The organism is Rhodococcus sp. KB6 (assembly GCF_001445685.1).
Classification (GTDB): Bacteria; Actinomycetota; Actinomycetes; order Mycobacteriales; family Mycobacteriaceae; genus Rhodococcus_F; species Rhodococcus_F qingshengii.
Window position 1 is genome coordinate 1 of the sequence record NZ_LNAK01000013.1, and the last position, 13,857, is coordinate 13,857.

The 13,857-nt window shown below is 61.6% G+C and carries 14 protein-coding genes; 1 reads left to right on the forward strand and 13 read right to left on the reverse strand.

The genetic code is table 11. The annotated features are described in order from the left end of the window. Positions 1-484: 484 nt before the first annotated feature. The 7 genes from ASU23_RS33780 to ASU23_RS02365 form a co-directional block, all read right to left on the reverse strand. Positions 485-652, reverse strand: coding sequence for a hypothetical protein (locus ASU23_RS33780; protein WP_156423061.1), 168 nt, complete (start codon positions 650-652; stop codon positions 485-487). Then, positions 649-1,548, reverse strand: coding sequence for a hypothetical protein (locus ASU23_RS02330; protein WP_058037079.1), 900 nt, complete (start codon positions 1,546-1,548; stop codon positions 649-651). Before ASU23_RS02330 ends, ASU23_RS33780 begins: the two co-directional genes overlap by 4 nt. After that, positions 1,548-2,594 carry a hypothetical protein gene (locus tag ASU23_RS02335; RefSeq protein ID WP_058037080.1) on the reverse strand — a complete coding sequence of 349 codons (1,047 nt, stop codon included), beginning with the start codon at positions 2,592-2,594 and terminating at the stop codon, positions 1,548-1,550. Before ASU23_RS02335 ends, ASU23_RS02330 begins: the two co-directional genes overlap by 1 nt. Position 2,595: 1 nt before the next feature. Further along, positions 2,596-3,537 carry an alpha/beta fold hydrolase gene (locus ASU23_RS02340; RefSeq protein WP_058037081.1) on the reverse strand — a complete coding sequence of 314 codons (942 nt, stop codon included), beginning with the start codon at positions 3,535-3,537 and terminating at the stop codon, positions 2,596-2,598. Further along, positions 3,534-4,076 (reverse strand): hypothetical protein, encoded by a 543-nt coding sequence (locus ASU23_RS02345; protein ID WP_253741133.1) that lies wholly within the window; start codon positions 4,074-4,076, stop codon positions 3,534-3,536. Before ASU23_RS02345 ends, ASU23_RS02340 begins: the two co-directional genes overlap by 4 nt. Positions 4,077-5,837: 1,761 nt before the next feature. After that, on the reverse strand, positions 5,838-6,569 hold the full coding sequence (locus tag ASU23_RS02360; protein WP_253741135.1) for a hypothetical protein: 732 nt from the start codon (positions 6,567-6,569) through the stop codon (positions 5,838-5,840). Positions 6,570-6,658: 89 nt separating this feature from the next. Beyond that, a complete protein-coding gene (locus tag ASU23_RS02365) occupies positions 6,659-7,558 on the reverse strand; it encodes a hypothetical protein (RefSeq protein WP_253741137.1) in 900 nt (299 codons plus the stop codon). Positions 7,559-7,825: 267 nt separating this feature from the next. Between ASU23_RS02365 and ASU23_RS02370 the strand changes: the two genes are divergently transcribed. Next, positions 7,826-8,431 (forward strand): hypothetical protein, encoded by a 606-nt coding sequence (locus ASU23_RS02370; protein ID WP_058037084.1) that lies wholly within the window; start codon positions 7,826-7,828, stop codon positions 8,429-8,431. Between the two features lie 31 nt (positions 8,432-8,462). Here the strand turns inward: ASU23_RS02370 and ASU23_RS02375 are convergent, their stop codons facing one another. From ASU23_RS02375 to ASU23_RS02405, 6 genes are all read right to left on the reverse strand, one after another. Beyond that, entirely contained in the window at positions 8,463-8,765 is a 303-nt protein-coding gene (locus ASU23_RS02375) for a hypothetical protein (RefSeq protein WP_058037085.1), read from the reverse strand. After that, a complete protein-coding gene (locus ASU23_RS02380; RefSeq protein WP_253741139.1) occupies positions 8,766-9,413 on the reverse strand; it encodes a hypothetical protein in 648 nt (215 codons plus the stop codon). A gap of 240 nt (positions 9,414-9,653) precedes the next feature. Then, positions 9,654-10,391: a hypothetical protein gene (locus ASU23_RS02385; RefSeq protein ID WP_253741141.1), complete on the reverse strand. Its 738-nt coding sequence runs from the start codon at positions 10,389-10,391 to the stop codon at positions 9,654-9,656. A 203-nt stretch (positions 10,392-10,594) separates the two neighbouring features. Next, positions 10,595-11,356: a CPBP family intramembrane glutamic endopeptidase gene (locus ASU23_RS02390; RefSeq protein ID WP_172826990.1), complete on the reverse strand. Its 762-nt coding sequence runs from the start codon at positions 11,354-11,356 to the stop codon at positions 10,595-10,597. A 1,147-nt stretch (positions 11,357-12,503) separates the two neighbouring features. Beyond that, entirely contained in the window at positions 12,504-12,854 is a 351-nt protein-coding gene (locus tag ASU23_RS02400) for a hypothetical protein (protein ID WP_058037088.1), read from the reverse strand. Between the two features lie 89 nt (positions 12,855-12,943). Beyond that, complete coding sequence (locus tag ASU23_RS02405) at positions 12,944-13,735, reverse strand: hypothetical protein (RefSeq protein ID WP_156423062.1); 792 nt, start codon at positions 13,733-13,735, stop codon at positions 12,944-12,946. Between the last annotated feature and the right edge of the window lie 122 nt (positions 13,736-13,857).

Consider the following 13,857-nt stretch of genomic DNA (forward strand, 5'->3'; position numbering starts at 1 on the left):
GGGACCGAATCTGACTCACAGCAGGTGGGGAACTATCTGGCCGTACGCGGGGAGAAACCATGGCCACAAAATGCGCCATAAATGGCCGCCAGTGGGGAGCTTACGATGGCCGTCGACAGCGTGGCGACAGTTGTATCGGGGGGTTCGATCGGCGTGGTCATGGTTCTCCCTTTCCTGGCGAGCCGATGCGATGCGTCCGGCATCGCCGCACGCTAACTCCGGACCTGGACTGGATGACGCCGTGCACGCACCTCCGTGCAGAACCTGCAAGCTCAGGCTTCTTTCATTCGCCGTCAGCCCGGGAAATTCAGCCGGCGCTCTGGTGCACAGGTTCCAGGAGGCGGCCCCGATTCGGCACCGGCGTATGGCAGGACTGGCCGAGTTGGTCGATCGCGGGGGGTAGTGTCGGCGGCACTGAGAATGCACCGGGTGAGTCGGGGGCACACCATGTGGTGGCCTCCGACTTTTCTTTTGTGTGCGTCCTTCAGTTCTCTTGCGCGCCGATATCGCGGACTGCGTCACCGGCTGTGTCGGGACCAGCCTCTTCCGCTCGGCGGGTGTCTACGACTCGGAACTGTGCCGGAATCCCGAGAATGTCAGGATGAAATGTCAGGTCCGGCCGGCGGCGGCGCGACGTCTGGTCTTTGCTCATCGTTGCTCTCCTTCGGGTCTGTGGTCAGTCAGTTGCACGATCAGGCGCTCACCAGGTTGTTGTCCAGGTCGCTCGTACGGCGCGAAATGTGCACCCACCACGTCCAATTGAATTCCTCTCGGAAGCAAATGATGCGAGTTGTTCATCCGTGAAGACTGCCCGTAGTACATCCCCCGCTCTGTCGAGATCTCGAAGACGACATCTGTCGGGCGAGTGGTGGAATCGAGCTCGTGTAGAGAGTGCGTCGCTGCAGTGAACCGGTCGAAAGACAGCACCGTGCCGGGTTGAAGCGTGGCAGGCAAGTCCGCCGGGTTGACCACAGCATTGGGAACGCTGACGGATGTGTAGACGAGATGTCCGCGGCCGGATTCACGCTCGTACCGTTGAATGGCGCGGTCGACACGTTGCACCTGCTTACGCCTGCTGTCGTCGAGTTCAACGGCATCGCCGGCAACCGCAGAAAGCGCGTTGTTCGTTTCCTTCCAAGCGTTCGGATCCGACGTCAATGCCGACAGAGCGTTGTACTGCGCCTGCGGCATCGAATCGAGCACCTGCCGTTTGGTGGCAGAGCGTGCGTTTTTCTGCCGCGCGGACAACGAGCGACGCAGTTCGATCGCGGCCGGCAGTTCTCGGCGCAACCTTCGGTTCTCGATCGGTGCCGGCATCGGGCGCGGATAGGCCCGGTTGAGATCGCGACTTGCACGGGTGAGGCCGGGCAAGTTCTCTGTCGCATGGTCGAGTTCGCGTGCTCCGCTGCGAATGTCGGCACGAGTGCTGTAGGCGTGTTCCGAGATCAAGGCACCTTCTTTGCGGGTGGCGATGTCACTCTCTCCCCGATCTGGGTCGAAGACGCCGTTACCGCGGTCCGGGCTGATCCTGTCGTGACTTCTCCCCATCAGTCCCGCTCCTCGAATTCGTAGAGCTCTCCGCGTAGCTCCGCCAACGCGGACTCTCGTGCGCGCCGAAGGTCTGTGAGGTCGGTCGCCAACTGGCCTATCGCCGAAGCCGCCACGTCATCGCCGGCCGAGTTGACCAGAAGGCCCTCGATGGCCCGGTCCCCGTCGTGAATCCTGTCGAGAGATTCACCGGCAGTGATCGATTCCTGCAGCTCGAGCAGATGGCGACGATAGCTCCACAGCGCAGCTACACGTGTGAGCAGCGAACGCTCGACCCGCTCGAGCCACCGGCTGCTCACCAGGTGAGCCTCCCTCGCTGCGAGGGCTTGCGGGCTACTACCCGCCGCCGGGGCTCCCAAAGTTGCTCGCACTGTGGCGAGTTCACCGGCATGCGCGAGAATTTCGGCCAGTTGCTCGTCGAGATTCAGGCGTATGCGACCTATGTCGAGCTCCTCACTGGTCCATACAGGGACGGTGCGGATCTCGTCGACGAGTGCCGACGCCGCCAACGCCAACCGCAGCTCGACATGCGCTCCGCCCGCTGAGATCAACGTCTGCAGAGCTGTCACAGCGACGCCGATCTCGGTTTTGTCCTCCGTGCTCAGACGGAGTGGATCGCGGCGGGTCCACCACCACAACCCCACCGCCTCTATCCCTGCGGCGAGACCAATACAGACAAGTAATGCGACGAATGGGTTGGCCTGCGCAGTCACGCCGGCAAGAACCGGGACAAGTCCGATCAGAACCGGCGCGAGAAGAGCGAGCGGAATCTTCACCTCCTCACCGCCGGCGGTGCGACCGGTATGTACCGTCGTGCGCCACACATCGCGCCGAGGGTAGTAGTCGAGCGACGAATTTCCTTCCCATCCAGGCTCGTCAGCACTCCACGTCTGCTCACGCCTGAGCCCGACGATCTCCGCCACGCGCTCGCTGAGCATCTGCTCCCACAATCGGTCGAGCGCGCACAAGAATTCTTCGCTCTCCGGGTCCACGTCGATGTCGGCGATCATGGACCGCACTGCGGTTGCTGCACTGTCTACGCTCACGTCACGCTCCGACCAGATCCGTTGTAGGTGAATGCTCCCGGTGATAGGTCTGCGCACGGACAAGTAGCCGATCGAGCGCTTCTCCGACGACCTGTGGCTGTTCCAGACCCACCATGTGCCGGTCACCAGCCACGGCAACGAGTTCGGCGTTCGGCAAAAGCGCGGCCAGCTGCTGTGAATGCAGGATCGGAGTGACCCGATCTCTGGTTCCGCACATGATCGATACCGGCATGCGCCCCAGCGCTCCCACCGCGGCAGACGCGTCGTAGAGACGCAGGTCCCGCAAGAATGCCGCCACCGTCGCAATCGGTGTCGCGTGGACCATCTCGTACGACGTCGCTGCCGCCCGCAGGCCCAAGCTCGGAGCCATGGGACAGGTCGCGCCGATGACGGGCGTCAGCAGCCGTCGCGAGAGACTCCAGCTGCGCCCGACCAATCTCGGTGCACGCGCGCACGCACCGCCGAGCAGTGAGACTGCCGGGGTATTCAACGCGCGCCCGATGCCGGCGCCCGCGACGTTACTCAAGGCGGTCGAGATCAACCCCACGCCGACCACACGAGATGTCGAATCGGCGTGTTGCGCGAGGTACGACAACACCGCCATACCGCCCATCGAATGACCCACGAGAACAACGGGTCCGGTGGGCGCTACCACCCGAATGATTTCCTCGACGTCGCGCCCGAGCTGGCTGATCGTGTAAGTGCCGGCATCGGCACCCCCTGAGCCACCGTGACCTCGGTGATCGAAGAACACCAACCTCGCCCGCTCGCCCCACTGCCTACTCAAATAGCGTTGCTGAGGCGCCCAGGCCCCGGCGTGTAGGCAGAAGCCGTGCACGAAGACCACCGTCAGCGGCGCCGGTCGGGATCCGACCTCGCGGACCGCGAGTCTGGTTCCGTCCGCGACAACCAACGTGTGCGAGCGGCCCTCGTCGCCGTTCACAGCGGCCCGCCCAGAGTCCTGGTGAACGGTCTGCAGCCGGGGCTTTCACCGCTGTATCGCAATGTGCGGCACCCCGGATGTTCCCACGTCGTCGGAGTATTCGGCTCCCTCACCTCGAACCCCAACTCGCGCCAGAACTGCACCCGTTCCGGAAGGTCCTCCGTCGAGCCGTACAAGCGACCGTTGCCTGCCGTGTCGTCGGTGAGCTCGGCGATCAACCGCGCGATCAGCGCTGCTCGGACCATGCCCGCGTCGGGAACCTCCGGGTTGACGACGAGAGCCTCGACGATCCGGGTGTGTGCAGCAAGCCGCTCACAACCCTCCGGAGACCAACCCGCTTCACGCGCGGTCCGAATCAGCCCGTGAGGCGCTGATGCAAGCGCGTACCCGAGCTGCCGGTATTCCGACGATGCGACGATGCCCACCGTTCCTGCTCCCCCTAGTCCCGCGGGAGCTTCGGTGCCCGGCGACCAGTGCCGGTGGAGGCGGCGCATCTTCTTCGCTTCGGTCGGATGAATACGAACAATCTCGACAGTCATCAGGCTCACTCCTCGTCGTCCAAACGGCATGTGGGAGGACCATAGGTTCGGACCTGGACAGGACAGCGCCAACCACCGCGCTGTCCCTTTCCGAACCGTCCTTCTTTCAAGTCCGGCCTAGTGGAAAGCGCACTCGACGGGTTTGCTGTCGAAAAGAATCGGTCCGAGATGGCGGATCCCTCGGCCAGGCCGTCGGTGATCAGCTCTAATGAACCGCGTGACTGTCATCATTTTCGCCCGTGCAACCAACGGCTATGTTCTCGCCTCGGACGGCCGTACCTGCAAACCAGGTATCCCTGCCCACATCTTGAACGATGACGCGAAGAAGATTCGCACCTACCACCTGGGGGCGGGCGGTTTTGTTACCGCGTCGAGCGGCAGGGCCACCATCGGTGGGACGTCGATCGCCGATGTTGAAAGATCGATTTTCGACGAGCATCACTCGACAGGCAGCCAAGGATTCGGACCCACCGAGTTCGCTCAGTCCATTGCCGATGTCATCGAGAAACACAACAGCACGCAAAAATGTGTATGCAGCACAAACACGGGAATCGACGGCGGCCGGACGTGCGTCATGCTGCCAGAGTGCGCCATCTGTGGACCAGAATCCGACTGTGAACACTACGAGTGGTACCTGCAAGACGACGAAGGAAATGGGTGCCCGTGCGCACCTTTCGATAAGGCGCCAGCGTCCACACCTTCGAAGTACCCGACAGGGTGCCGCTGCCGACCACGGGAGGAAGTTCCGCTCAGTTGGATATGCGTGCCATTCGGTCCGGACGCCGGCGACGCCGTTACCTCCACTATTTCAGCGCAATACCACCCCGTCTCCACTACTGGTCAGATCAAAGTGGACCTACTGCTGCAGGGTGAGCTCGAGCGTCCCACACGTGTAGACACTGACACCATCACGAAAGCCGACGCGGATGCTCGACTTCCCCTGACCGACATCGAAAAAACGGCTGGGACCGTGATTGAACTGCTCGACTGCGCATACACAGAAGCACCTGACAACGTCGTAGTGAGACAGCTCGAGGAAGCCGCTTGGCAAGTCACCACATCGAAAGACACAACCATTCACGACGTGGCGGACGCTATTCGCAAACTGTTTGCAGCCACAACATCAACGGCTCGACGGACGCAGACCTGTTGGCCGGGGTGGCCGGCATAGGTGGCACCGCCTGCGTCATGCTCATCGAGAACGGCAAGAAACCGGAAAGACTTGCAACGGAAAACAATTACGGGCTGCCTGTCACCGTGTGCCCGAGCCACCCCCACGTGGTCCCATGCCCGTCCGACGTACAGCCGTAAGAACGCACGAACGGCGGACTATAAAAGTCTGTCGCGGGACCCATTCAACTGAATCGAGGAACAGGGATATCACGTCCTACCAACGGCCACACGCCCTCAGCGGTCCGGCCGAGTGGAATCTCGGTGCTGACGATATCGGCTACCGAGTAGGCGATTCGCCCACATCGGCGGCATTGGCCGGGCAACTGCTGAAATCGGATCATGGCCCAATGTTCGTCGCAGAGTAAGTAGTCCACGGGGGCGTTGCCATGGCAGCAGTCTTTGACGACCGCTGCCCACCTCGCTGCGCGCACGAACCCGACAGGATCATCGGCTAAGTACTGCGGGTGCTCGGCGCAGAACTCACACGGAAGTTCGGTGTGGACGATGCCTGACTTCACGTCCCTAGCTCTCTCGTCCATCCTCTTCCTCTCCTCCACTTCCCCATTCGATACTTCAACGGAACGGCTACTAACGTCGGATGCTTCTGACTCGATAGAGATGCCACGTTGCGCGCTCGGCCAATTCACACGCTGCCGCGTGTTCGAGGACGTGCGGCGCCGGCAACGCATCTTGCCCAGTCTTGGTCAGTCTGACCGCGTACCGATCGAAGAACGCGACCAACACACGGGCACGCACCACCGGCATCCGCAGCCCTATCGGGCCCGACGACTTGCCCGCCACGCGTTTGAAGTGCGCGACCAGCCCGCGAATGTCCCGATCAGGGACAGGGGCGTCAAGAAGTGCACCGAATCTGCCGACCTCACGCACATTCTCGACATGCGCCGGCGTCATGTCGCCGCTGTGAGCTCGTCGTACCAACTCCGTCAGAACCTTGATTCCTTCCGGAGAAGTAGGCATCCGGTGAACGTCGACGGTGATCCCGGTGGCTGCTTGAACAGCATGAAATTCATCTAGTGCGGCAAGTCTTTCGTCATCGCGCTCCGGAGTGTCTTCCGCATCGAGATCCGCAGCGAGGCGTGTTGCGCATCCGTGTGCGGTCATCACGTAGAACTGTCCCAAACTGACCGACTCGACTGTCGTGCTTCCGACCGCGTTGTCAGTGCGCATGTCCTCCTCCAGCTCACGGATCATCGTCGACACCACATGCAGACGCCGCACACCGGCCGATCCCGGAGCATCCGATGCCGGCAGAGTGCGTTCGGCGACCTGGTGAACGTGATCGAGTAACTCATCCACCATTTCCACCCGGTTCGGCGAGTGAAAACGATTCCGCCGGCGCCAGCGCATTGTCCAGTTCGTCTCATCGGTACGGATACGTTTGCTCGGGTTCACAGCAGCCACCAGCCCGCCGGCAACGCGATAGCGAGTGCTGTGCCGACGACGAGGTACGGAGCGAACCCGAACTCCACACCCCGGACCTTTCTGCCTCCGAGCACCTTGGTTACCGCCACCCCTATTACCGCCAGGATATTCGGCAGCAGCACTGCCGAAGCTACGTTCATCCAACCGACCCATCCGACAGCTGCCGTGAGAATGAAGCTCAACCTCACATCCGCCAAACCTGGGTGACCGCGAGTAATGATCGCGAATGCCAGGTAACTGGCGAATATCGCGGCGCCGGCCACCACAGCACGAAGACCCGCATCAGGGTCCTGATCGACCACCACTGCCATCGCGCCGAGCAGCAGACCCGCCGCGGTGACTGCACGAATCAGCGGCAACGGGAACCGCAAGGTGAAGTGGTCAATCCACGCAGCCCACACAGACAAAGCCGCCACCGTGAGCCATGCCGGCAAGATCGCGTCGCCGCCGGCGATCATCACCGCCCCGAACCACAATCCTGCTGTTGCTACTGCCGGGACGATCGGGCGAATGGTCGGCGTCATGGGAATCTGCACGAGTGCACACAAACTTGCCATCATCGGACGCACCGCCACGCTGACCGCCGCCCCAGCCAGAGCAGCGAACGACGCGACCGACCACAGGCCAGCCTGCTCGTGACGACCGAACACCCAGCGAGCAGCGATCCACACCGCCACGCTCACAGCAATGACACCCAGAATCGGCAGATACGTCGAGAGCGGGGGTTTCCGCCCTCCGGCGTCGGCGGCGGTGACAAGCCCCGGTCGTTGACCATGGTCAGGCGTTGTGGACTCGACCTCCTCAGCGGAGAGAGAAGTCGAAGCACCGTCGGCAGTATTTCCCGACTCCACATTCGATTCGGCCATCTCGGAAAGCTCCTTCAGCGCGTCCATCACCCATGGTCACAGGCAGAACCCGACCCTAACCGCTCTACCGGACAGCGCGGGCTTCCGAACTCATCGGTTGGCCGCTGGGGCGTGCGCTGTCCATGCCATGGACTATCACTGACCGCACATCTCAGATGCCTGAAAACCCGCTCGTGCTGCTCTCGAACCACGATGTTCCCGCATCGTGACCGGACTCGCCGCCACCAAAACCACTCGAAAACTCACCAGTAGAGGCAACATCACCCTATGAACGCCCCAATCGGAAAAGCTGACCGCCGCCGCGCACGACTCCACCCGGCACGTTCCTCCCGTCCAGCATTGATCGTTCACACCTTCAGCGAATACACCCACCACCTCCGCGGCGGCGCCAAACGACTGATCATCGACGCCGACCCTGACCTGTGGTTCGACCTCGGGCATGTCCCGCACGGAGTCGACGTGAAGATCATCGGTCAATCGTGTGCCGGAATCAGTGGAGGATCCATCGCTGCCGCCGGTCGATGCTTCCTACAGGCCTGCCACCGCGCCCGTGTCACCGCCTACGAATTCGCGCACGTCGAAGCATTCGATGGCGTCACCATCGAAGCGCGCGGGAAAAGCCACATCGTCGGTACCGATCACGCCAAGATTCGCGCCGAAGATCAGGCTGTCGTCTTCGCCCACTCCCAGTGCCACGTCCAAGCGGCCGGCCATACTCTCGTCGCAGCGACGGACACTTCCTCTGTCTCCGTGAACGGCGACGCACACGTCCGCGCCAGCGCCGGAGTGCACATCATCGGAGTTCCTCAGCCGAGGAACCTGAGCATCGAGCCGCGCCCGATCAGTCGACTGGCCAACCAGCTCAACATGTAAGGCCCAGCAAGCGGCAGTTAATCGCAGAGCCTCAGCCAGCCGACGACCGATACACCGTGAGATCAATCGACTCCTGATCGCGGAAACTCGACTCCAACAATTCCACCGCCGGCACAATCACTTCACTCTCGATCTTCCACACCACCGACGTCGTCCACCCCACCAACCCGCCAGGCCCGGGCGTCGCTTCACCGAACAAATCTTCCAAGGCGTCCCGCCGGTAGCCGAAGGTATCCACCAGGTCATCAGCGGTGTACCAGTACTGCCGCAACGGATCCGGGTCATCGGCGTGCAGAGCGCTGCCTTCGCTGATTCGAAATGGTTCGGTACTCATCTACATGCCCTCTCTGTGGTGCGGTCCGTCCTGCGCCGTCTTCACGTCGACAATCCGCACGTGTGCATAATCCGGGTTCTCCACAACGTATTTCGAACGCTCGATGCGCCAACGAGCGACAAGCATCTCCAGCTCCTGAACCTCCCGTGGATCCTCGAGATACTCACACGCGAAGTCGAGCCACGGCACATAATGCCGCAGGCTTTGACCGATCCGTCCGGACTGGCCACCGATCACGCTCTCGAGCACGATCAGTTGTCGCGCGTCCTTCATTCGTCGGCGCAACGCTTTCTGATTCACTTCGACCAGCGCGAGTTCCGCCGCAGCCACCGACTCGCCTACCCCATCGACGCGGGAGCCCATCTCGTGACGGTGGTCGACCGCATCGACGAACTCGCGACAGACCGACGCTTCAACCCCTTCCGGGAGCATCGCCATAAGAGCAAAGCCGCGTTCCTCAAGGAGCTCGAAACCGTGTCGATTACCTCGGTCATACCAACAACTCATGACCAGCGACCGCTCCCACGCCAACGCCAAGCGCCTCTCAAGAAAGGGAAGCGCCCGGGCGGCCGCCACGAACTGAAAATCACACTTCCCAGCGATCTCACGCGACGATTCCCAGTCCACACTTCCTGCAGGAGAACTCATCTCACGTACAGCGCGCATTCGCCCACGAAGATCCGCAGCCGCGGCGGCGGTGTCGACTCTTACCGCGTACTTGTTGGATCGAGAGCGCAAGAACCAGAGGGTCATGCGGCTGAGCCTAATCTCCGCATCTCCACGCAGGGGTGCAGTAGCATCGTCAGCGGCGCATTGCTGGCGTAGTGTGCTCCGGCTCACCGCATCGATGTCAATCGTCGATGCGGTGAGCCACCTTCAAAGAATGGCTCAGACGCGAACAGCTCCATCGCCGACCACCCGTTGATCCTGTTGCCGACTCCGCATTCGTTCCGCGTGCCGTTTCTGCCACCGCGCGTGTTTGACCTTGAACCGCTCGTCGAATTCCTCCCACCGCGGCAAAGCCTCCGCCTTCCTCGCGGCGAGAACATCGACGGGTTCCGGTCCGGACGCAAGCGCTGGAACCACATCGCCGACTTTGAGGCGATCGACGAGCTCCGAGAACAACCACGCCAGGCAGCCCTCCCCCCGAAGCGCGTCGACTGCGTCTGGTTCGTCGTCGATCCAGGCAACTATCGGGCTCGTCTCTGCGTAGTGGTTTTCCCATCGCCACCAATGCCGTCGTTTGACATCGAGGGCCCGACGCACAGTTCCGTCCACCCACAAGCTCCGTGATTCGATGTGACCGGGCGGCAACGACTTCGCCCGGATCCACCGATCAGATGTCCGATTGAACTGGTCCAAGCGGGTTGTGCTGTATGCAACGGTGAAACCTGCACTGTCGAGCGCCCGAACCAACTTTCCGCCTGCGCGGTTCAGGGAAGCTTCACCGAAATGGGTATGAAACCGCTTCCAATCTCGATCGGCGTATGACGGCGCGGCGATCAACCCCTCGAAATTGTGCATATCCGCAACGACGCCATCGATGTCGACAACGACAGTCGGCCCCGGGCGGGGAGCATCCAGCCACGGTTTCGGACGATCAAGAAAGCTTCGATTCTCCGTCATATCCCCAACGATATGGGCAGAGACAGACATTGAGCACGGTCCCGCGACCCACCCGTACGAATCCTTCGATGCATCTAGTTGGCAAAAGGCCCTGTTCACACACTCGAACAGGGCCTTCTTTGATGCTTCTGGCCTTTAAGGCTCACCGGTCAACACAACTGACCGCGATTGCCGATCGCCCACGTTTACCCCACCCTCAGTGCCTAAACGAGAACGCGCGACCTCTCGATCTCTGCGATGTAGACAACAGCAAAGCCGACCACTACGACCGCGACGGCCACGACCAACCATCGCTGTCCCATCCAACCCGCCGCCACGCCAAGATTGAAAATACTGTGAGGCACAACTAATCCCAAGAGCGATCGATAGCGGTAGTACGCGAAAACAGCAAACCCGCCCCACAACATCGCCCCGACTGCGAACTCCCACCCCTGATATATGTGTAAGGCTCCACGAAGAATCGCTGAAATGCCGATCACCACGATGAGGTTGATCCGGAATCGCAGACCTACCAATACCGCTAGCCCGGCAAAGAAGACCTCTTCCATCAACCCCGCCAGCAGGACCGGCTTCACGACGTCCCAGGAGAACCAGCCACCCTCGACCGAGGGACTGCCAGTTGAGCCCTCACCGACAAATGCCCGAAACGCAATTGCCAGAGCCTGACCGACCGCCCAAATTCCTGCAGCTCCGAGGAACCTCCGACGACGGCCCACACCTGCGAGCCACGGCGCAGATCGATCGACCGGGCCCCAGAATCTCCGAACAACCAAGAACGTGAACCACCCGCACGCCACCGCCACGCTAGTAGCGATAACGTCCTCCGCAATTCCAGGATCGGGCGAAACATCCACTGCCGCCCCCGAAGTTGGATTGAGATACTGGTCGATCGACGTCCAAATTACGTTGGACCAGAACAACAGCAGGATTGACGCGGGGACACCGATCGGCAGAACCAAATGCATCCGCTCGCTCCACCACGCCCACCAACGGCCCGTCCCCCCATCTGAAGCGCTCTCCTCCTGAATCGAAGTCGGCAGCTGCCTCATCCAAACTCCCCCACCCGCTCGAATTTCACAATATTGACACCCACAAACTCAACCAGACTGAAGCTCCACAGTTCCACTCCGCCACAAGGTAATCCAACACGCAACACAAGCGTGCAACTGCAAGCAACGTCGAGACTGCGATGGCCGCTCGGGAGATGAATCAATCAGGGCGGGCTGTAGTCAACTACCCAAGCGCCCTCGGTCCGGCGGAGAGGCACCAGCCAGCGGTGGCGATGATCGCGCACGACCACCTCAGATCCCGGAATTCCCATCACGAGCGGAGTCGAAAATACAGCCGACAACGGAACCAACCCAGCCAACAAAATCCCCTCACCGTCCCTCGCGAAATCCAAGGCAACCTCAAAGTTGGCCGTAAACGACGACAGCGGCTGCGCACTGTAGTCATGAGGTACCCGGCGAGCCGCCAGTTCAGGCCAAACCTCTGGCCGCGGGCTTACCCCGAACTTCCCCAGCCCCCGCCACAACAAAATATAGCGACCCCGAACACCGATCTCGGCGAATTCGCTACGCACCACCATCGGGATCGCAACTGCCAAAGCTGCAGCCAACCGCGTCTCTCCCCGATCGAGCCTCGACAGGCGGTCCCTGTCCAAGGCCAGATACCTGCTTGTGCTGTCAACGGCGCGGTGCATCAACATCGGCCACGGACGGTCGGGCCACGCATCCCATTCCAGCGACAGCCTGTTGATCGCAGAACACCCACCGGATCCCCGAATTCAGACCTGAGCGCATCCTCAAAGGACGTGGAATAGGAAGATTCTGGGTATGGGGTCAACGTCGCCGACAAGTCCGAAATCAGCTCCGGGTCAACCGCATTCACGCAGGCGCGCAATGCCGAGACGTGGACAGGAAAATCAGACACTTGCCTGTAGTCCTCAACCCTGGCTGTATTACGGGACGCCCCACGAGCATGAAACGACCACGCACCCAGATACGAGAGCTTCTGTCTCCCTGTCATATCAGGAGATTGTGTTATGGCCCTGCGTATTTCGCGCAATGACAACGATGTATTCTCGCTCGGATCCCCGGTCAGCACGTGTAGTTACATCCCCTCGACAATGATGTTCGGATAAGCGGCGACGGCCTTGCCTGGCGAGCTGGCCGGTACCAGGTGAGGAAGTTCAGGTTCGTCATCAAGGGACACCGGGCCGTCCCACGGAGCTACCAGTGACGAGTCGTATTCCCAACCGTCACAGGACAGGTCGTCTACCCAGATCGCCGTCAGGGAACAGTCGAAATACTTCTCCGCGAACGCCATGATGGCCGGGAGCCGATTCTGATCAAACCAACCTCCCCTACCGACCTTGATGTCGCATCCGAATGCGCTCGGCCTTATCCTGGCGACGTATTCGCCTGGCGCCGAGCGTAGGACCACGTGATGATAGGTGCCCACCTGTGATTCCCTTCTCGTTCTGCCGACAAAAATGCCCGCGCCACTCGAACTGGACAGTTCAAAATGACGCGGGCATCCATTGGCTGAATTCAGTTCGGTGTGACCAAGACCTGCAATTCGCCTACCCGCCGGTCGTACATCGACGTCAACGGAGTGGGGGCTACGCCGCCCATCGTGCCGCCTGGCCAAGTGGCAGTCCACGTGACCACCCAGTTGCTGGTCGCGCTGACCTTGAAGACGTCTTGCGGCTGTCCGATGGACGATTTTGCGAGACGATGTCCGCATGTGGGCGATGGAGTTCCGCTGGCGGGCGAAAGAGGGCTGGCGTCAACAGCATCGGTATACGGAGTGAACGGCAGCAATGCACCCGGGCACAGTTGCACGTCTCCATCGCCGTGATTAATGAGGACACCGGTGTTGATGGCGTTCGCGGTGACGGTTACAACACCCGAGGTCGCCGCTCTGTTGACCGGACCTGTCGTGGATTCGCGAACATCGTTGGGGCACATGAAAGCCCAGCTCTCCTTACCCACGAGACCGGTACGTTGACCTCCACCTGAGTTCGCAGGTTCAGGTGTCCAGCACATTGGAGGCTTTTCGAGCTGCATTGCGGTGATCGCCATAGACACCGTATTCATGATCTCCGCCATTGAGGGCGGCGTCGGCGGGACCTCGATACCGGGTGCCGCAGGCGGTGCGGGGCATCCCCCAGGTGTGCCGAGGCATGCGCCTTGCAGGATTCCGTTGAGGACCCCAGACGGAGGTGCAGCGGCGGGGCCGGCGCCGCCAGTAGCCGCGCCGCCTCCGCCGCCTCCTGCGTTGCCAGCCGCTCCGCCTGCCGCGGCCCCCGCGCTGGCGCCTGAGCCCGCGGGTGCACTCACGTAGCCGCCGCCCACTGTCACATTCGCACCACCGGGCGAGGACGATACGTCAACTCCACCTCCACCTACGCCTGGCTGCGCCAACGCTGACTGACTCCCCGTGACCAGAACGCCGCAAACCA